The sequence below is a fragment of the Sporosarcina sp. P3 genome (assembly GCF_002743415.1).
Lineage (GTDB): Bacteria > Bacillota > Bacilli > Bacillales_A > Planococcaceae > Sporosarcina > Sporosarcina ureae_A.
On record NZ_PDZE01000006.1, the window covers coordinates 189,150 to 209,618 of the forward strand.

Here is a 20,469-nt window from a genome sequence, read left to right on the forward strand (position 1 = left end):
CTTATGCCTCTGACCGGTGGAATTGTGAAATAAACCGAATGTCATTTGTATAGAAATGACGAATATCTTCCACTCCGTATTTTAACATCGCAATTCTTTCCGGCCCCATGCCGAATGCAAATCCTGTAACTTCTTCTGGGTTGTAGCCAGCCATTTCCAAAACGTTTGGATGGACCATACCCGCTCCTAAAATTTCAATCCAGCCAGTTTTCTTACACACGTTACAACCTGACCCGCCACACTTAAAACAAGAAATATCCATTTCAACTGAAGGCTCAGTGAATGGGAAGAAGCTTGGACGCAAACGAATTTCACGCTCAGCACCGAATAATTTCTTCGCTAGTAAATCAAGTGTGCCTTTCAAGTCGCTCATGCGGATATTTTCGCCCACAACCAGTCCTTCGATCTGCGTGAATTGATGAGAATGCGTCGCATCATCCGAATCTCGTCGGTATACTTTACCAGGACAAATGATTTTGATAGCGGCACCGTCTTTCGCTTCCATCGTACGTGCTTGGACAGGTGATGTATGTGTGCGTAATAAAATGTCCTCTGTAATATAGAAGGAATCTTGCATATCACGAGCCGGGTGACCTTTTGGCAAATTCAGTGCTTCGAAGTTGTAGTAATCTTTTTCTACTTCGGGTCCTTCAGCGATTTCATAGCCCATGCTGATGAAAAAGTCTTCGATTTCCTCTACTACACGTGTTAATGGATGATGATTACCAAGTGTTATTGGACGCCCTGGTAACGTAACATCGATCGATTCACTTTCCAGTTGTTCTTGGATCGCTTGCTGTTCGAGGATCTCTTTACGTTCCTCAAGAATTGCCGTTACACTTTCTCGGATTTCATTGACGAGCGCCCCCATCTTCGGACGCTCTTCAGCAGGTAATTTACCCATCCCTTTTAATAGGTCGGTAATCGGACCTTTTTTCCCAAGATACGCTACGCGTACATCGTTTAACTCTTTAACAGTATGGGATTCATTGATTTTCAACATTACTTGTTCTTTCAGTTCATGCAACTGTTCCTTCATGTGTACTTGCTCCTCTCTCTATTTGGCGGCTACATCACTAAACTTCCCGAAAACAAAAAAACTCGCCCCTATAAAAGGGACGAGGTCGATTTCGCGGTACCACCCTGATTAGTTTGCATCAAAAAAGACGATGCAAAATCACTTAAATTGGAATAACGGTCCTATGCCGGCACGCCTTTACATGTCTGGTCCAAGCGTGCAGCTCACGGGGTGAACTTCAATGGCGCATCGTTTTCCACACTTTCAGTCGAGGTGTGAAATCCCTGATCACGTGCCTTGCCATTTACTCTTCCCGGTCATTGCTATTTTCTTTGATTCGCCTTCTAGTATACCGTAAATCGTTTACGCCTTCAATAGCGATGTCATGGCTGACGTAGTGTGTACAGTAATATTCCAGTCGCAACTGCCACATTCAATGATTCAGCTTGACCGTATAACGGGATTTTCACTACATGATCAGCTTGCGCCAGTAATTCATCGTCGACACCACTTCCTTCATTTCCTACAAGTAGCGCGAATGAAGAGTGTGCTTCTAATTCGTTAAGTGAAATGGCTTGCTGTAAACCTGTGCCGATGATTGGAACTTGATGGGTCTTTAATCGATCTATCCAAACAGTCAACTCTTCACGTACGACAGGAATATGGAAATGAGAACCTTGCGCAGAGCGAACCGTTTTCGGGTTGAATGGATCTGCACATCCTTTACCTAAAATTACTGCATCAAGACCTGCCGCGTCTGCCGTACGTATCATCGTACCGATATTGCCTGGATCTTGTACAGCATCAATTAGCAACACTTTCTTCCATTGATGCTGATCTGCTTCATCGTATTGAGGCTGTCTGCAATACGCAAAAACACCTTGTGTTTGTTCTGTTTCAGAAATTTCCTTAGCAACTATAGCAGTCAGTTCAATAATCGGTGCAGTCCAATGTGTCGGAATTTCGATGTCTTCACGCACAAGTAACTGAATGACTAAACTTGGCTGTTTAAGAGCTTCTTCAACAAGGTGAAATCCTTCTACAACGAACTCTTTTGTCTGATCTCGCTCTTTCCGAGTGGTAACCAATTTCTTCCAATGTTTCACTAATGCGTTCTGAGTTGATTCGATTCGTTTATTCAAGAGGCTGAACATCCTTTTTTTCTTTTCAGTGTACCAAACCAACGTATATTTAGCGACTGTTGTGGAAAAGATACTACAAAAGGAGGCTGACACAAATGAATTTCCAGATTCGCGACGCAATCTCAGCAAACATGACAAACAATAGCTCCACTGACGTACGAAGCGTGATCGACGATGCCATACAGCGAGGAGAAGAACACCTATTACCAGGGTTAGGTGTGTTTTTCGAGCAATTATGGAAGCGTTCGGATGAAAAAGAAAAAGCGGAAATCACCAACGAACTATCTCAAGCATTCGCACAAGCACAATAAAAGATCAATAAAGAAAAGATAAACCCTTCACATGGATTAAAGTGTGAAGGGTTTATCTTTTGAACTATATTTTCTTATCATCGCACTTCTCAGAAAAAATGTTAGTGGAACGCAGGGAAACGGTGCACTCGCGTGTCTTTTACTTCTGCGTATAATGATCCTTCAACTGATCACGTAAAGCAGCTTTCAAAAACTTCCCGACAGACGTCTTAGGAATCTCTTTGACAAACAAAATCTCATCTGGAATCCACCAACTCGCAAACTGCACTTTGAGCGAATCCTTCAACTCCTGTACTTTGGCGTCGTCCTCCACCACATTCTCATTCAATACTACACAAGCTAGCGGACGCTCCATCCACTTTTCATGCGGCACTGCAATCACTGCTGCCTCATAAACATCATCATGCGACATCAACGCATTTTCTAAATCAACAGAAGAAATCCATTCGCCACCACTTTTGATCAGATCTTTCGTACGATCCGTTAACTTTAGATAGCCGTCTTCTGTCATCACTGCAATATCTCCTGTATACAACCAACCATCTTTAAACGCTTCTTCTGTACGCTCGTCTTTATAATATTCACTCGCAATCCACGGACCTCTGACAGTCAACTCACCCATCGTCTCGCCGTCCCACGGCACTTCTCCATTTTCATTGACGACACGAATATCAAGTCCCGGCATAACCAACCCTTGCAACGCACGCATATCGATTCTTTCATCTGTCGTCAAATGATCCATAGAAGAAGTTAGCACCGATAAACTAACGAGTGGCGAAGTTTCCGTCATGCCGTAGCCGACAATGAATGGCACGTTGTATTTCTCCTCAAATGCCCGAATCAAGCCCTTTGGCGAAGCGGAGCCACCACAGACAATACCGCGCAATGAAGAGATGTCTCGTGGATTCTGCTCCAACTCTTTCAGGACAGCTAGCCAAATCGTTGGAACGCCCGCAGTAATTGTGACTTTTTCGCTTTCAATTAAATCGAGTAGCACTTTCGGATTAAATCCTGGTCCCGGCAAAACTTGTGTCGTACCATAGAAAACCCCAGCGAAAGGAATCCCCCATGCGTTGACGTGAAACATCGGTACAACAGACATGGCAATATCCCGTTCACACACCCCCATCGCATCGGATAATCCGAGTGCATAACTTTGCAGGACTAATCCTCGGTGCGTATACATAACACCTTTTGGCAATCCTGTCGTAGCGGATGTGTAGCACAGGCCAGCTGGAGTATTTTCATCCAAATCTTGTGGATAGTCGTACTCATCCGACGCACTTTCTAACAGCGCTTCATAGGAATGTACATTTTCCAATGTAGTTTCAGGGATATCTTTACTGTCGCCCATGACCACAAAATGTTTTACCGTCTTCAACATCGGTGCCATTTTTTCAAGATGGGGGAAAAACTCTGCATCCACTAGCAAGATTTCGTCTTCTGCGTGATTAATAATATACACAATATGTTCAGGCGATAATCGAATGTTGATCATATGAAGAATCGCACCCGTACAAGGCACTGCGAAATAAGCTTCTAAATGTCGATGATGATTCCAAGCGAACGTTCCTACTTTCGTGCCGTGCTCCATTCCTAACTGTGTCAGTGCATTCGATAGTTTACGTGTTCTCTTTGCCCATTCACGATACGTAAAACGCTGTATCCGCTGTTCTCCTGTTCTTGAAATGACCATCTTATTTGGAAAAAACCGCTCTGCCCGTGTGATAAATGTAGATAAAATCAATGGTGTTTGCATCATATCCATCCGCTCCTCTTTCGTTAGAAGTGAAATTATCAATCCGTCGTGCATGTTCCAAAGCATGTACTATTCATTTCAATGAAATCAATGCGCAGATGGAATGATTCTCAGGATGTACTCTATGCGCAAACGAATAACTCTATGAATACTTACTGACGTTACTTTCTGAATATAGTATATATGTTATCTGACTATTCTGTCTACAAAAATCAGCAATATATCGCTTAACCTATTTTTTGGCGTGTCCAAAAGAATGCATCTACACCAAGAACGGTTAGTATGCCGAATACAATGGACCAAATAGCAAGACTTAACAGCAACCAGATGGTGGTCTGTGATTTGGACGAACCTAGAGCAAGTGCTAGGAATGCTGCTAGATGGGAGCCGATCAGAACTGGACCAAGCAATGCTAGACCTGGTATGCCATAGCGTTTCCAGATTTTCTCTGCACGTGCCGTACGCTTCGATGACGTTACAGCCGTTTTCTTTTTGCTTTCCCACCACTTTTTCAATCTATGAAAAATTAAAATTTCCAATACTATAGTTAAAGCGTTTCCTGCAAAACCAACTCCAATAGCAGTAGCCAGGGACATGCCTCGTAAAATCCCCAAAGGAACTGCTACCAATACTTCAAATCCCGGAGTTGCACCTGCAAGAAACACAAGTAAATAGGTAATCAACGATTTTCCTCCCCTACTTTAGATTCCATTCAGTATATCAAATGCTAGATCACAGAACATAAAAAAACTGCTTTCCATATAAAAAGGAAAGCAGTTAATCGATTGATTATAATAGAGATGCCAAGATGGCTTTTTGTGCATGCAGACGATTTCCTGCTTGCTGGAATACATACGAGTTATTGCCGTCAATTACAGAAGTCGAGACTTCTTCTTCACGGTGTGCTGGCAAACAATGTAAGAATACATAATCTTTTTTCGCGTGACTGACCAGCTGATCATTGATCTGAAAGTCTTTGAATTCGACTAGACGCTTCGCTGCTTCTTCTTCCTGCCCCATACTAGTCCAAACGTCCGTATAAATTGCATCCGCATCTGTGGCAGACTCAATCGGATCGTACGTCGACGTCACGCTTCCACCATTAGACTCAGCAATTTTCTTCGCTTTTTCAAACAAACCTGAGTGGTATTCATAGCCTTTAGGTGTCGCTACAGACACATGCATGCCCATATGCGCACCAGCAATAACTAATGAATGCGCAACATTGTTTCCATCTCCGATATAAGAGAGTTTTAAGCCTTTCAAATCGCCCTTTACTTCTTTAATTGTAAGTAAATCTGCCATCGCTTGGCACGGGTGAAATAGATCAGTTAATCCGTTAATGATTGGAACTGAAGTATGTTCCGCCAACTCTTCCACCATTTTGTGAGATTTCGCACGGATCATGACACCATCCAAAAACTCAGATAATACTTTTCCTGTATCGGAAACAGACTCTCCACGTCCGATCTGTAAATCCCGCGCATTCATAAATAGACCATGTCCGCCCAATTGGATCATGCCCACTTCGAATGAAATACGTGTACGAGTGGAGTTCTTCTCAAAAATCATGCCCAGTGTCTTACCCGCTAAGATGTCGGGCTTCTTACCAGCCAATGCATCTTGTTTCATGTCATATGCCAATTGCACGAGATATGCGATCTCCTCACTTGAATAATCGAGAAGTGTTAAAAAGTCGCGTCCTTTTAAGCTTTCTTTGTCTATACTTGTAGTTGCTTGATTTGTCTTTACCATTTGTTGATCCCCTACCATCCATTTGAAGTATGTATAAACTAGTATACATATGTATATTTATGAAGTCAAATGAATTTTTATAACTTTTCATATTATTGCATTAAAAAAACAGCGATGCGTTTTAAGCATCGCTGAGTCATTGTATAGTTTATTCAAATGTAATATTTTTCACTGTCTCCGCGTCCAAACGCTTAATAATTTCCACCAATAATTTAACGGTGTTTTCAAAGTCTTGACGATGAAGCATTGCCGCGTGACTGTGAATGTAGCGTGTTGGAATACAGATCGCCAATGTAGGGATTCCTGTTCCGCTTACATGGATTGATCCACCATCTGTTCCGCCACCCGACATCGTCGCGAATTGATACGGAACATTGAGTTCTTCCGCTGTATCCACGACAAAATTGCGTAATCCTCTATGAGATACCATCGAAGCGTCATACAATAAGATCTGCGGACCGTCACCCATTGTACCGACAGATTCTTTTGCTGTAACCCCTGGTGTGTCGCCTGCAATTCCTACGTCCACTGCGAACCCAATATCTGGTTGAATTTTATTTGTTGCCGTTTTCGCTCCACGCAAACCAACTTCTTCTTGAATAGCCCCTACACTGAACAAACGGTTTGGATGCTTTTCTTCTTTCAACTGCTTCATCACTTCAATAGCAATGGCACAGCCGATCCGATTATCCCATGCTTTCGCAAGCAAATAATTTTCATTTTTCATCACCGTGAATTCGAAATACGGTACGATCATATCTCCTGGGAGAACACCCCATGAAAGAACTTCTTCTTTTGATTCTGCACCTACATCAATGAACATGTCTTTAATATCGACAGGTTTCTTGCGAGCTTCAGGCGGCAGAATATGTGGCGGCTTTGAACCAATCACTCCAGTAATCGTCTCGCCTGAACGTGTCACGATAGAAACGCGTTGCGCCAGCATAACTTGTGACCACCAGCCACCAACTGTCTGAAAGTAAATGAAGCCTTTGTCATCGATTCGCGTCAACATAAATCCTACTTCATCCAAATGTCCCGCGATCATGATCTTCGGCCCGTTTGCATCACCGTCTTTGCTAGCGATCAATGAACCTAGTCCATCATGATCGATTTTATCTGCATAGGGCTTGATGTGCTTCGTCATAACGTCTCGTGCTTCACGCTCATTGCCCGGAATTCCTCGTGCATCTGTTAAATCCTTTAGCATTTCTAATGTCTTATCCAGTTTCATAAAAAATTCTGCCTCCTCATTCTACATCCCAAAATATTGATCAAGTATTACAATAATTCTTTACGAATAGCTGCAGGTGATTTAGGTGATAACAAGCCTGGTGCGATGTCATATACTGTTTTCGCTCCAGTATCTCCTTTTTGTTGTAATTTATAAGCCGCTCTTGCATATGCTACTAGGACACTTGATGTGAATTCGGGATTGCTATCCAATTTAAGTGAGAACTCAATGACTTGATCTGTGTGCTTACCCGTGTTGCCGCTTCGAATGACGAAACCGCCATGTGGCATTTTTGCATGATCCAGACGAAGTTCCTCTTCCGTAATAAAGTGAACTGTCGTATCGTAATCTACGAAGTAATCAGGCATGGTGACAATCGTTTCACGAACTTGATCTTCACTTGCTCCTTCTTCAAGAACGACATAACATTCACGTGTATGTTTCTCTTTAGTTGAAAGCTCAGGATGCTCACCGTTACGTACGCGATTGATCGCGTCCTCAGCTGGCAATGTGTACTGAACGCCTGCTTTTACACCATCCACACGACGCACTGCATCCGAGTGACCTTGGCTTAGCCCTTTACCCCAGAATGTATACGTTTCACCTTCAGGCAAAATAGATTCACCCATTAAGCGATTGATCGAAAATAAACCCGGATCCCACCCGACAGAAATGATGGCTGTAGTCCCAGCTTCTTTAGCTACTTCATCAACTGCTGCGAAGTATTCGGGAATTTTCGCATGTGTGTCGAAACTATCTACCGTTGTGAAGTGCTTTGCAAGGGCTGGCCCTTGTTCTGGCAAGTCATTTTTAGATCCACCGCATAAAATCAATACATCAATATCTTCTGTAAAGGATTCAATTTCATCCAGCTTATGGACAGGTACTTGCTCTGAGAGTAGTTGTACGTCTTCTGGCTCCCTGCGCGTGAAGACACCAACTAATGTCATATCTTCATTTTGACTGATAGCCGACTCTACTCCTCGCCCTAAATTACCGTATCCAGCGATTCCTACTCGAATTTCTTTCGTCAAGATCACTCATCCCCTTTGCTTTATCTCTCACGTTTTTCATTTTACCGTGAAGGATGATAGATTGCGAATATTTATCTTTGAGCAGTTCGGTTCAATTCGAAAAGTTTCATGTTAAAATAGATAGTAGTTGATTTTTTTGTAAAGTGAGGATCTTTTATGCGCTTTTTTGTCTATCTAATTGTTTTTTTCTCGTTCTTTGATTTATTTTCACAGTTGCCGATCATGAGTCCGTTTGCTACAGGTCTTGGCGCTTCCGCTTTCATCGTCGGATTGTCTGTCGGCATTTACTCGTTTGCGAATATTTTCGGTAATATCATTTCAGGGATTTTGACAGATCGCAAAGGTCCATTCTATATTTTATTATTTGGTTTGTTCACTTCGGCTTTGTCATTGTTCGCGTATGGATTGATTTCTGGTTCAGGGTCATTAATCGGCATTCGATTTTTGCACGGTTTAACGGAAGGTTTGATTATTCCAGCAGCCTTTACGTTTCTCGCCAACGGTTCTGAACGTTCCAAGCGTGGCAGAAATGCTGCAATCTCCGGTGCGTTTGTTGGACTTGCCGCCATTTTCGGCCCTGCTTATAGCGGAATTGTTTCTGTTAAGACAAGCGTTGTGACTATTATGGCCATCAATGGCGTCTTTATGGTTCTGCTGACAATTGGTGCTGTGATATTTTTACGTTCCTTTACATACGTAAGAAAGGTGAAGACAGCGAAACAAAAAGCGGTGAAGCCGTTAGCGTTTTTCCGTCATCCTGGTATCATACGAGCATTTCTTGGCGCGTTTTTCCTGATGTTTTCACAAGGCGTGTTGGCATTAGTACTTCCACTAAAAGTAGAGTACCTTCAGTTTGATGCAAAAACGACTGGCATGCTGTTAAGTGTTTTCGGTCTAGTCGCTGTGTTGATTTTCGTTTTGCCGATCAATCGTATTTTCGATATCGCCCGTCCGATGGTCACATTGGCAAGCGGCTTGATTTTGATGAGTGGCAGTATGTTGTTCTTATCACAAGTTGACGATCTATCCTGGATGATGTTGGCGATGGTGGTCTATGGAACTGGATTCGCCTTCTTGTTTCCTTCTATCAACTCGTTGCTTATTGATTCCACCGAACCCGAAACAAGAGGTAAGGCGTACGGGTTCTTCTACGCATTCTTCTCCTTTGGCGTAGTAATAGGATCGAGCGCTATCGGTGTATTGGACTTGGAATTCCATCATGCCTTTATGTTGGCAAGTGCCATTCTGCTGATCGCGGCTATTTTCACTTTAATCGGTCTGCGAAAAGATACTCGGCCTACAGAGTATAGTCGACCTGCTTAATACATTTTATGCAAAAAGGTATGTCCATCGAGGTCACACGACTTCAACGGACATACCTTTTTACGTGGCGTAAGTTCTAATTAGGTAGAACGAGGAGATTGAAGCTGTAGTTGGCGGGCCCTCAGGAAAGCATCCTGTCTAACGCGCCGCACAGCTACAAGCCTTTCTGTTTCTACTCCACAAACCTAGAAATGAAAAAAGAGATGTCACAGGAAGTCGTAGCTTTACGACTTTCTGGACATCTTTTAGTTTACGCTTGCTGTGTGGAAAACGACTCGATGATCTCAAGGAACACTTCCCCGTACCGTTCAAGTTTCGTCTCGCCTACGCCTTGCACAGTTAATAACTCTTCATCAGTGGCAGGCATTTTGGCTACCATATCTCGTAACGTCTTGTCCGAGAAAATAACGAACGGCGGGACACCCGCTTCTTGTGCGAGTTTTAAACGCATCGCCCGTAGTTCATTGAATAACGGGTCGTCCTTAGCGACAACAGTTGTAACCATCTCGCCTTTACGCCAAACTTTCACTTTTCCTAGCAAGACATCTTTCCCGTCTTCACTGACGAAAATCGTCGGGTACGGCCCACTTTCAACTTGTAAGTAATTCTTTGAAATTAAAAATTCAATGAAATCTGCCACGTCTTTTGCATGGCGGCCTTTCATCAGTCCGTATGTTGATAGTTCATCGAAGTTCAGTTCTTTGAGCTTCTTGTTTCTCGATCCCGTCAGTACTTGCGCAACCATCGTTTTACCAAATCGTTGCCCCATACGAATCACACAGGAAAGCACTTTTTGCGTATCTACCGTTACATCAAACTGTTCGCGCGTGTCGGTGCAGTTACCGCAACGCCCGCAATCTTCGACATCGTCTTCACCGAAATACTTGATGATGTGTGTTTGCAGACAACCTTCTGTATGACAGTAATCTACCATCACTTGCATCTTTTTGATTTCGTTCGATACACGGGAAGGATCGGGAGACTGTTCGATGAGGAAGCGTTGGGTTAAGACGTCTTGCGAAGAGAATAACAAATAGCAATCACTGTCGAGCCCGTCACGCCCTGCCCTCCCAGCCTCTTGATAATAACTTTCCATGTTTTTCGGCATTTGATAATGGATCACGTAGCGAATATTGGATTTATCGATTCCCATACCGAACGCGTTAGTTGCCACCATTACACGTGCCTCATCCATGATGAATCGATCTTGTTGATGTTGTCGTTCGTAGTCTGGTAATCCTGCATGATACTTCGCTACTGGGATACCATTTTTTTCAAGCAATGCATATACTTGCTCGACTGCTTTTCTCGTGGCAGCGTAAATAATCCCTGCTTCGTTTTTGTTTTTCTGTGTATACTCTTTGACGAATTGATCACGATTTTGAGCTTTCACCACTGAAAATAATAGATTACTCCGTTCAAAACCGGTGACAACACGGCTAACAGGCGGTATATGTAACTGCTGGCATATATCATCCTGTACTTCAGGCGTTGCTGTCGCGGTCAGTGCAAGAACAATCGGACGGTTATTCAAGTAATCAAAAATACGGTGGATATTTCGGTAACTTGGACGAAAATCATGTCCCCATTGTGAAATACAATGCGCTTCATCGATCGCAATGAGCGGAATCGTCATTTTTTGCAATTGGTTTAGAAAGGATTCGGAATCCAATCGTTCAGGGGCAACATACAACAACTTATACTTGCCTTCGAGTGCGTGATCCATTGTGCCAAAGTATTCTTCTGACGATAACGTACTGTTAATATAGGCTGCTGGAATACCTAACTGATGCAATGCATCGACTTGGTCTTTCATCAAGGAAATCAGCGGCGAAATAACGAGAACGGTTCCTTCCATCGCCAATGCCGGTACTTGATAACAGACGGACTTACCGCCACCTGTCGGCATGACACAAAGTGAGTCATCACCTTGTAGCACTTGATCAATCACTCGCCGTTGCCCTTCTCGAAATGCTGAATAACCAAAGTACTTATCCAATATATCTAACGGATTTTGAATGATTGCCACCACCTTCCCTTAGTTAGTAGTTTTTATGATTGAAATAATAAGCGCTCTTCTTCTCGGCTATGTAATTCATTCACTACAATTAAGCCGTTAAATTTCTGCATAATTTCAGGTGTCACGGTTGGGTCTTCCTCACGTAACGCCTCGATGTCTGCAACGAGTATTCGCATCAAATCATGGTCGCGTGTAAGCTGGATAATGTCTCGCTTAAGCTCTGGCTTGTCTTCCATTACTTGTTTATAAAAGCCGTCTTCTTCGGCATCCGCATGACTGATGACGCGCGTCTTCCAATAATCTAATAAATGATCGCAAGCTTGCTGAATCATTTCCGTTTCACCTTGTTCTACATATTCTATTAGCTCATCTGTTTTCATTATGGCTCCAGAAAGTCCACCTTCATGAATCGCTTTATGTGAATGAAGCTGCCTTAACGCGGGTCCTGACATACTGACCACTCCTTCTAGTTTTCTTTAAGCATAACAGAATTCCGATGCCAGTGATAGCTTCCCACAATGAAAAGAGCCTTACAGAATAATTCTCTGTAAGACACTTTTCACACTTTCGCTATACGAATACGACTAACCATAAGCCATGCGAGTACGCACATATAAATCACAATGTAAGGTGCAATCAAATACGGAACTGCAAAATAACTCAAAGTAAGTAAGACACCAGCTGCGGTTATGGGCATGCCATAATACGAACCATCGAATTCTTCTACATTATAGCGGGCTAAACGGACAGCGCCTGCTAAAATATAAAAAATTACAGCGGACAAACCAATCCACATCGTATCAGTCAACGCGGTGTCATAGAGTAGAATAGCAGGTGCGACACCGAATGAAACTAAATCACTGAGCGAATCGAGTTCTTTACCAAATGCCGACTCTGCATGATAATGCCTAGCCACCATTCCGTCGAACCGATCAAATAATGCAGCGAAAAAGATGAACATTAAACTCATATGTGCATGACCTTGAAGCACAAGTAATATCGCTATAATCCCTAAACTCAAATTAAAAAGTGTGATGATATTCGCCAATTGAGATTTTAGTTTAGTATAATCAAAATATCTAAATGAAAACAAGTTACGGCCTCCTCGTACACTTCTTTAGTATATGCTTTTAATGAAAGGAAGAAAAGATGAAAAAACATATTTTTACATCATTTGTTGAATTAACCGGATCACCCGTCAGTTCGGCTTTACTTAAACTACTAACTACCTCACGCATTAGCCAACCGCTAATTAAGCCATTTGCTTCGTTCTATCATATTCAACTAGACGAAGCAGAATACCCAATAGGACATTATAAAAGTCTTAATGACTTTTTTACTCGTTCATTACAGCCTGGCAAAAGAGAGATGGATCACAATCACAAAGTTTTAATCTCTCCAGTTGATGGTGTTTTGAGCGACTCAGGCAGTATCGATACACAACAACAATTTAGTGTGAAAGATAAAGTATACAGTCTAACCTCTTTGCTTGGGGATGCGGAAAAAGCCGCTCGTTATACGAATGGTTATTATTATCTATTTTATCTTTCTCCTAGACATTATCATCATTTCCATTATCCTATTTCGGGAACGCTAGTAAACCGCTATGCATTAGGTTCTACCTCGTACCCTGTAAATGATTTAGGAATTCGGATGCGTCATGATGTGTTTTCTTCGAACCATAGAGTCATTTCGGAACTCTCGACGGATTTCGGACATATCGCGATCGTCAAAGTTGGTGCTTTAAATGTAAATAGTGTTCGCATTGCAAGCTCTGAAACGACTTGTGTAAAGGGGCACGATTTTGGTCATTTTGCATTTGGGTCCACGGTTATTTTATTCATTGAACAGAATGATGCATTTACGCCCGAAGAAATGCCTTTTACAGAAGTTCAAGTGGGTGATAGGATCGGAGAGTGGCAATCTTAAGTAGATGAGGTTTTCGGATGGAACATCTTCAAGAATGTATAGTGCAGTACGGCTATCTTTCAATATTTTTCTTTTTAGCTCTTGGTATTTTCGGGCTTCCTATGCCGGATGAAGTACTTGTAGCATTTGCCGGTTATTTAACTTCAGCAGGTACATTTCAGTTTATATTCACCATTATTTTCACACTATCTGGAGTGATGGTCGGCACATTATTTACTTATATGATCGGCAGGAAACTTGGTAAACCATTGATTCATCGTTTTGGAAATTACTTATTCCTTACGCCACATCGTATGCACAAGATTGAGCGATGGTTTATGAATTATGGCTCTTGGACAGTGACATTCGGATACTTTGTTCCAGGTATGCGGCATTTTATTTGTTATATTTCGGGGATGAGCGGGATGAGTGTTAAACGATATGTCTTGTTTGCTATACCCGGTGTAATCGTCTCCACGACCATTTGCTTGCTACTCGGTTATTTCATTCATCTACCTTTTTTCTAAGCAAATATGAGATGAACACCATAAGAATAGCTGATTCTTTATATCCAGAAACAAAACCGACGATGTCTTTTCTATTAAAGAAATGACATCGTCGGTTTCGTTTATACAAGTCGCCATAATGTAATCCATTTATATACCTTGATCCAATGCATACAGCTGACGATACCTCTCATTCGTAGCTAATAGTTCTTTATGTGTCCCGTTCATGACAACTTCCCCGTCATCCATGAAAAGAATACGATCCATTTTTTCCATTCCCATTAAATGATGTGTGATCCATACGACCGTTTTTTCTTCTAACGAGTGATGAAGCGTTTCGACAAGGGAGTGCTCTGTTACCGGATCCAAACCGACAGTCGGCTCATCCAAAATAACAACTGGCGTTTGTTTTAATAAAATTCGCGCCAAAGCAATTCGTTGACGCTCCCCGCCTGAGAATCGTTGTCCTGTTTCTTCCATTTGAGTTTTCAAGCCTTCGGGAAGTGATTGCAAATACTCATATAAACCGACTTGTTCAGCTACCCGTTGTACGTCCTCTAAAGTAGCAGACGCTTTACCCAATTTTATGTTATTCAGAACTGTTGTGGCAAAAAGATAAGGCTTTTGATTTAAGACGCTCATGATCTCATACATAGAGTCTCCATAGAGTGAGGCGGATTGTTCATTGACATGTACATATCCGCTTGTCGGCTGAACAGTGCCTAATAATAACTGTATAAGAGTGGATTTCCCTGCGCCACTCTTACCAAGTACTGCAACTTTTTCACCTGGTTGAATGACAAGTGAAATATTTCGTACCGCATGTTCTTGCTCACCTTCATAACGATAACTCACATCATCGAGGACTATAGACACTTCATCTACATTATTTAGCTCCGGTGCGATTTGTTCCGTTGCAGCGTTTTGCTTATGAATGTTGTCAATTCTCTGCAATGATGCTTCATAAGCAGGTAAACGTTCGATCGCGAATGACACAGGAATCAAACCTTCCAAAATTGGCAACGTCACCAATGTAAATGCAGCGATATACGTAGGTGCCAATGAACCAGTTGCCGCTTGCTGTCCTGCCCAAACACCGACAACTAAAACTAGTAATCCGGAGAAAATTTGCAATTGCATCGTTCGAGATTGTTGCCAATACGCCAGTTTTTTATCGATATCATGACTTGCATGACTTTCTTCTTTGAATGAAGCAAGAAATTGTTCTTTTCTTCCGCTGATGATCCAATCACGCAAACCAAAAATTCCTTCTGTCATTGTATTATATAATTGACTGTGAAGTTTTTTCGACTGCAGCTGATTTTTCTTCATCATATAGAGTGACAGCATAGGATAGACGAACGTCACGATCGCTAGCAACACCGCCATGATGAGCGCGAATTTCCAATCATAGACGGCCAATACAATTACCGAAAAACTGAATAGAAACAAACCGATGACGGTCGGAAACAACGTACGGATATAGACATCTTGTAAATGTTCAATATCATCCGCTAACGCACCAAGTAAATCGCCCGTTTGAAAACGGGAGCGAATGAATAATGCTTGCGGTTCGAGTACGTGATATAGCTGGACGCGCATATCCGCAATAATCTTCAATACGGCATTGTGGCCGAGCAGGCGCTCTACATATCGTAACGCTGCACGCGAAATACCAAATGTCCGGACTGCCACGATCGGTATATAAACGAGTAATATCGTCTCAGGCCTTTCCGATGTACGAGAAATTAAGTATCCTGATGTAAAAGTCAACATCGCAGCCGAAAGAATGGTCAATGTTCCGAGCAATATAGTCGATAAAATCGTTTTATTGTATTTACGGGCGTAGGGAAGTATATGTTGTTGGTACAAGTTCATACAGCATGCCCCCTTCCACGCGCTTCAAGTAAACGACAATAGGCTCCGTCTTGCTGCAATAATTGTTCGTGAGAGCCCGTTTCCACCACTTTACCATTTTCTAGAACTACAATCGTATCCATTTCTTGCATCCAATGAATACGATGCGTCGCAAACACCACGAGTTTGTCTTCGAGAAGCGGTAACATCATTTGCTTTAATTCATGCTCTGTTTCAATATCCAAATGAGCAGTTGGCTCATCGAATAATAAAATTTGGCGACGTTGCAGTAACGAACGAGCGAGCGCGATCCGCTGTTCTTCTCCACCGCTCAGCACCCTTCCACCCGCTCCGATTCGTTCTTCATAACCTGCTGGGAATGTAGCTATCAACTGATCAAGCCCGACACGCTCTGCCGCCTCTTGTACTTCTTGCAATGTAGCATCCGGTTCATAAAAGCGAATATTCCCCATGACCGTATCGGGAAAAATCGTAGGATGTTGCGGGATATACGCAATTTGTTTTTGCCAACCAGCAGTAGCTAAGTGCAGCAATTCTTGTCCGTCTAACACACAACTTCCATCAGTCGGCAATGTGAAACCTGATAAAACATCAATAAGTGTTGATTTTCCTGCTCCTGAATGACCAATGACGCCTACTTTGGTGAATCCATGCAGTTCTAAGTCCAACCCTTCAAATATAGTTTGTTCATCGATTTTGACTTCTACATTGCGTAATTCCATCTTCGACTCGTCGTTCCAAGCGGCAATCGGTGAAACGATCACTGGCTGAACGGTTGTTTCCTCTTCCAAGATACTGTGAATTTGTAAGCTTGCATCCTTACCGTCAGCGGTCGCATGGAAATCATTCCCTAGCTCTCTAACAGGAGAGAAGAATTCTGGCGCCAAAATCAAAATAGCAAGAGACGGTTCAAGTAGAATTTGTCCGTTGATCAATCGCAGACCGAGTTCGACCGCCACTACCGCTACAGATAGGCTTGCAAAGAAATCCAATGAAAACGAAGACAGGAACGCATAACGCAACGAACGATTCGTCGCCACACGATATTTATTACTGACTATCGCAATGGATTGCTCATGCGCTTGGCTACGTCCTAAATATTTCAACGTCACAATCCCCCGCAACGAATCGACAAAATGCCGAGATAATAAACGGTACGTATCCATTTGTTCATCAATTTTCTTCTTCGAAACCAATCCAATGAGTATTAAGAAAATGATTAGAATCGGCAACACTATAATAAGCGTCACAGCCGACATGATATCTAATGCAAAGACATATACCACAATGACAAACGGAACAATAGCCATCGCTAACGTCCGCGGTATTAGCAATTCTAGATACTTTCTGAACTTCGGGACACCTTCCAAACCAAGTGTCACCAAATGTCCAGACCCATATTTCCCAACTACTTGAGGACCTAGATCAAAGATTTTCTTCAGTAATTGTTGCTCGTAATCCTTTGCTGTTAAATCGGCAAAGCGATACGAAATCCGCTCTTTTGCCCATTGAATTACATGACGCAAACTGTTTGCGACGACAAAAATCACAAATGACCGAAGTGCTTCACTCCAGTCTGCACCTTGGAACAATTGTGTAATGGCTTTCGCTAAAAAAATTGCTTGAATTACAATGGCGATGGATTGAACTACAGTAAGTAGTCCAATCAACACCATCACTTGTTTACTTCCTTTGTATTGAAGCAAGTATTTATCCATTAGTATTCTAGATGCTCCTTATCACCTGTCAACCGTTTACGGAACACGTAATAACTCCAAATTGTATACGCCAAAACGATTGGCACCATAGTAAATGCTACGATTGTCATGATCTTCAATGAATAGTCTCCTGAAGCTGCCTCTGCAATCGACATATTAAATGCAGGATCCATTGAACTGATCATCACATTCGGGAATAGCGCGATGAAAATGCTTGCCATAATCATGATTAACACTAAACCAGTCATCGTAAAGCTCAGGCCTTCTCGCTTCGTTTTCAAGAAGAAGAACAGTAAACCGTATAAGACCAGCGCCAGACTATATAACGGGATCAGAATCGTACCATGATCTGTAAAGGCGTCTGTATCCAAATACGTAAAGATGATAAACAAAACAAGGAATACTCCAGACAATGCATACACTTTACGTGCTGCGGCATTTGCACGCTCACGTAACTCGTCTACAGTTTTTAAGCCGATAAACAGCAAACCATGCAGATACGACAACAGGACAAATGTCACACCGCCAATAACTGTGTAGACATTGACGAAGTCCGTAAAGCTTGCATACATGTTCATATCTGCATCAATCGGTAATCCACGAATCAAACTCGTGAAAAATACGCCAAATAGGAATGGAGGTAAGATACTCCCAATGAATACCGCCCAGTCCCACGTCTTGACCCAAGCGTTGGAATCGACTTTATTACGAAACTCGAATGCCACACCTCGAATGATGAAGGCTAACAATAAGACAACAAATGGTAAATAGAAACCACTAAAAGCGGTCGCATACCAGTGTGGGAATGCAGCGAACATCGCACCACCCGCCGTAATCAACCAGACTTCATTCGCATCCCACACAGGTCCAATCGTATTCATGACAATACGTTTCTCCAAATCATTTCGCGCCAAGAACTTCGTGCTCATTCCAACGCCGAAGTCAAATCCTTCTAAGAAGATAAATCCTATGAATAGGACAGCGATCAATATAAACCAAATATCACTTAATGGCATGTCCTACACCTCCAGTTTCAAATGGATCTGTTGCCGATACATCCTCTTCCGGTTGTTCTTCGGGGCCACGCTGGATGAATTTTACGAACAATACGACCATGATGATACCGAGGATCGTATAGATGGTAGAAAAGGAAATAAGTGAAAATAGAATCTGTCCTGCTGAGACGTTTGGTGAAATCCCATCAACTGTTTTCATCAGGCCATTTACTACCCATGGCTGCCGTCCCATTTCAGACATAATCCAACCAAATGAGTTACCTATAAACGGTAGGAAAATCCCCACTATTAGAAGTCGTAAGAACCAAACGGACTCCATAATTTTCTTTCGGAACATGAGGAACAAACCAAGTGCGCCTAATCCAAGTAGTGTACCGCCTGTGACCACCATTATACGGAAGCTCCAAAATGTCGTTTTAACAGGTGGAAGATATTCTCCTTCCCCATGCTGGTCAATCATTTGTTGTTCTAATGCATTCATACCTTGTACTTTCCCTTTAAACTCACTGTATGTTAAATAGCTCAACATGTAAGGTATATCGATACGCTTTGTTGTCTCTCTATTTTCCACGTCAATCTTGGCAAACAACGTCCATGCAGCCGGATCGCCACTATCTTCCCAAAGCGCTTCTGCCGCAGCCATCTTCATTGGTTGTGCATGCATCAAGTATTGAGCTTGAGCGTGACCTGTAAATGCAATACCGAGACCTGACAACATACCAACGACTAATGAAATCTTCAAAGACTTTTTAAAGAAGTCTACTTTTCTTTTCTTGATCAAATACCACGCACTGACACCGACAACGAAGAATGCACCCGTAGCGAAACTTCCAAAGATCGTATGCGGGAATGCAACCCATAGTTTTTCATTCGTCAGCAAGGCGACTACATCATTCATTTCCGCACGGCCATTTTGTAGTACATAGCCTGTTGGATTTTGCATGAATGAATTAGCTGCCAAAATCCAGAATGCGGACATAACCGTTCCGATTGATACTAACCAGATACAAGCTAAATGTAATTTCTTCGGAAGCTTATTCCAACCAAATATCCAAATTCCGATAAATGTAGATTCTAGGAAAAACGCTAATAAAGCTTCAACTGCTAGTGGCGCACCAAAGATGTCCCCAACAAATCTAGAGTACGCCGACCAGTTCATTCCAAATTGAAACTCTTGAATGATTCCGGTCACTACGCCGATCGCGAAGTTAATTAGGAAAAACACACTCCAGAACTTCGTCATTTTCAAGTACATTTCATCTTTCTTCACTACATACATCGTTTGCATGATCGCTATAATCAGTGCTAGGCCGATGGATAAAGGGACGAAAATGAAATGGAACAATGTAGTTGATGCGAATTGGATTCTCGCTAATAAGACTTCTTCCAACATTTTTGTTGATCTCCTTTCGAACTGTGTCTCTATTACCTAGAGTAACGCAGAACAAAAATTAGTTCGTGAACTATGTACGATATTCCTGTTACAAACCTGCAAACTTATGACGAAACTGTCTAAAAGTTATGGCGGCTTTGTAACAACACGTGAAAAATGACGGTTTGACTGAGTTTCGGTGGTTTTTCTCCTACGCTTCGTGGTTTGTAGGCTGAGATTCCTATTGGTAGGACGGATTTTGTATGTGTAGTATCAGGCGGATGACTACTTTGATCGGTTAACGAGTATGATAGAGCGGGTGCTTTGTAAGTATGAGCGTTTAGAACATGCTATAGAGCGGGTATGCATGAACTATGAGCGCCTGACGAAAGGTATGAGCGTTTGAGCTGCTGTTATGATCATTTGCTAAATGACTAAGCCCTTCATCCAATATGTCAATCTTCGAATATACAAA

18 protein-coding genes and 1 other annotated feature are annotated in these 20,469 nt (G+C 42.3%); of the genes, 4 read left to right on the forward strand and 14 right to left on the reverse strand.

Features of this window, described 5'->3' with window-relative positions:
* Window position 1: 1 nt before the first annotated feature.
* A complete protein-coding gene (gene pheS / locus CSV61_RS09830) occupies window positions 2–1,039 on the reverse strand; it encodes a phenylalanine--tRNA ligase subunit alpha (RefSeq protein WP_099639070.1) in 1,038 nt (345 codons plus the stop codon).
* 72 nt (window positions 1,040–1,111) lie between these two features.
* Window positions 1,112–1,348: a binding site (T-box leader), on the reverse strand.
* A 53-nt stretch (window positions 1,349–1,401) separates the two neighbouring features.
* Window positions 1,402–2,172: a TrmH family RNA methyltransferase gene (locus CSV61_RS09835; protein ID WP_099639071.1), complete on the reverse strand. Its 771-nt coding sequence runs from the start codon at window positions 2,170–2,172 to the stop codon at window positions 1,402–1,404.
* An 83-nt stretch (window positions 2,173–2,255) separates the two neighbouring features.
* Between CSV61_RS09835 and sspI the strand changes: the two genes are divergently transcribed.
* A complete protein-coding gene (gene sspI / locus CSV61_RS09840) occupies window positions 2,256–2,471 on the forward strand; it encodes a small acid-soluble spore protein SspI (RefSeq protein WP_099639072.1) in 216 nt (71 codons plus the stop codon).
* 139 nt (window positions 2,472–2,610) lie between these two features.
* Here the strand turns inward: sspI and CSV61_RS09845 are convergent, their stop codons facing one another.
* The 5 genes from CSV61_RS09845 to CSV61_RS09865 form a co-directional block, all read right to left on the reverse strand.
* Window positions 2,611–4,233 (reverse strand): long-chain fatty acid--CoA ligase, encoded by a 1,623-nt coding sequence (locus CSV61_RS09845; protein WP_099639102.1) that lies wholly within the window; start codon window positions 4,231–4,233, stop codon window positions 2,611–2,613.
* Between the two features lie 224 nt (window positions 4,234–4,457).
* On the reverse strand, window positions 4,458–4,913 hold the full coding sequence (locus tag CSV61_RS09850; RefSeq protein WP_099639073.1) for a small multi-drug export protein: 456 nt from the start codon (window positions 4,911–4,913) through the stop codon (window positions 4,458–4,460).
* Between the two features lie 106 nt (window positions 4,914–5,019).
* Window positions 5,020–5,985 (reverse strand): ornithine carbamoyltransferase, encoded by a 966-nt coding sequence (gene argF, locus CSV61_RS09855; protein ID WP_233193570.1) that lies wholly within the window; start codon window positions 5,983–5,985, stop codon window positions 5,020–5,022.
* A gap of 148 nt (window positions 5,986–6,133) precedes the next feature.
* A complete protein-coding gene (locus CSV61_RS09860) occupies window positions 6,134–7,219 on the reverse strand; it encodes a M42 family metallopeptidase (protein ID WP_099639075.1) in 1,086 nt (361 codons plus the stop codon).
* 47 nt (window positions 7,220–7,266) lie between these two features.
* A complete protein-coding gene (locus CSV61_RS09865; RefSeq protein WP_099639076.1) occupies window positions 7,267–8,253 on the reverse strand; it encodes a diaminopimelate dehydrogenase in 987 nt (328 codons plus the stop codon).
* A gap of 156 nt (window positions 8,254–8,409) precedes the next feature.
* On the opposite strand from CSV61_RS09865, the gene CSV61_RS09870 reads away from it, so the two are divergent.
* Entirely contained in the window at window positions 8,410–9,576 is a 1,167-nt protein-coding gene (locus CSV61_RS09870) for an MFS transporter (protein ID WP_099639077.1), read from the forward strand.
* 250 nt (window positions 9,577–9,826) lie between these two features.
* On the opposite strand, the gene recQ is transcribed toward CSV61_RS09870, so the two are convergent.
* The 3 genes from recQ to pssA form a co-directional block, all read right to left on the reverse strand.
* Window positions 9,827–11,599 (reverse strand): DNA helicase RecQ, encoded by a 1,773-nt coding sequence (recQ, locus tag CSV61_RS09875; protein ID WP_099639103.1) that lies wholly within the window; start codon window positions 11,597–11,599, stop codon window positions 9,827–9,829.
* 29 nt (window positions 11,600–11,628) lie between these two features.
* Window positions 11,629–12,048, reverse strand: coding sequence for a hemerythrin domain-containing protein (locus CSV61_RS09880; protein ID WP_099639078.1), 420 nt, complete (start codon window positions 12,046–12,048; stop codon window positions 11,629–11,631).
* Between the two features lie 107 nt (window positions 12,049–12,155).
* Window positions 12,156–12,689 (reverse strand): CDP-diacylglycerol--serine O-phosphatidyltransferase, encoded by a 534-nt coding sequence (pssA, locus tag CSV61_RS09885; protein ID WP_099639079.1) that lies wholly within the window; start codon window positions 12,687–12,689, stop codon window positions 12,156–12,158.
* Window positions 12,690–12,745: 56 nt separating this feature from the next.
* Between pssA and asd the strand changes: the two genes are divergently transcribed.
* Both asd and CSV61_RS09895 read left to right on the forward strand, forming a co-directional pair.
* Window positions 12,746–13,525, forward strand: coding sequence for an archaetidylserine decarboxylase (asd, locus tag CSV61_RS09890; RefSeq protein ID WP_099639080.1), 780 nt, complete (start codon window positions 12,746–12,748; stop codon window positions 13,523–13,525).
* A gap of 17 nt (window positions 13,526–13,542) precedes the next feature.
* The gene (locus CSV61_RS09895) at window positions 13,543–14,031 is read left to right on the forward strand and encodes a DedA family protein (RefSeq protein WP_099639081.1); all 489 of its coding nucleotides are present in this window, start codon (window positions 13,543–13,545) and stop codon (window positions 14,029–14,031) included.
* Window positions 14,032–14,160: 129 nt separating this feature from the next.
* Here CSV61_RS09895 and cydC read toward each other — a convergent pair whose 3' ends face one another.
* The 4 genes from cydC to CSV61_RS09915 are packed head-to-tail and all read right to left on the reverse strand — an operon-like array spanning window position 14,161 to window position 20,012.
* Complete coding sequence (gene cydC / locus CSV61_RS09900; RefSeq protein ID WP_099639082.1) at window positions 14,161–15,888, reverse strand: thiol reductant ABC exporter subunit CydC; 1,728 nt, start codon at window positions 15,886–15,888, stop codon at window positions 14,161–14,163.
* Window positions 15,885–17,606 carry a thiol reductant ABC exporter subunit CydD gene (gene cydD, locus CSV61_RS09905; protein WP_099639083.1) on the reverse strand — a complete coding sequence of 574 codons (1,722 nt, stop codon included), beginning with the start codon at window positions 17,604–17,606 and terminating at the stop codon, window positions 15,885–15,887. Before cydD ends, cydC begins: the two co-directional genes overlap by 4 nt.
* Window positions 17,606–18,622 carry a cytochrome d ubiquinol oxidase subunit II gene (gene cydB / locus CSV61_RS09910; RefSeq protein ID WP_099639084.1) on the reverse strand — a complete coding sequence of 339 codons (1,017 nt, stop codon included), beginning with the start codon at window positions 18,620–18,622 and terminating at the stop codon, window positions 17,606–17,608. Before cydB ends, cydD begins: the two co-directional genes overlap by 1 nt.
* On the reverse strand, window positions 18,609–20,012 hold the full coding sequence (locus CSV61_RS09915; RefSeq protein WP_099639104.1) for a cytochrome ubiquinol oxidase subunit I: 1,404 nt from the start codon (window positions 20,010–20,012) through the stop codon (window positions 18,609–18,611). The genes cydB and CSV61_RS09915 overlap by 14 nt, the downstream gene beginning before the upstream one ends.
* Window positions 20,013–20,469: the final 457 nt, after the last annotated feature.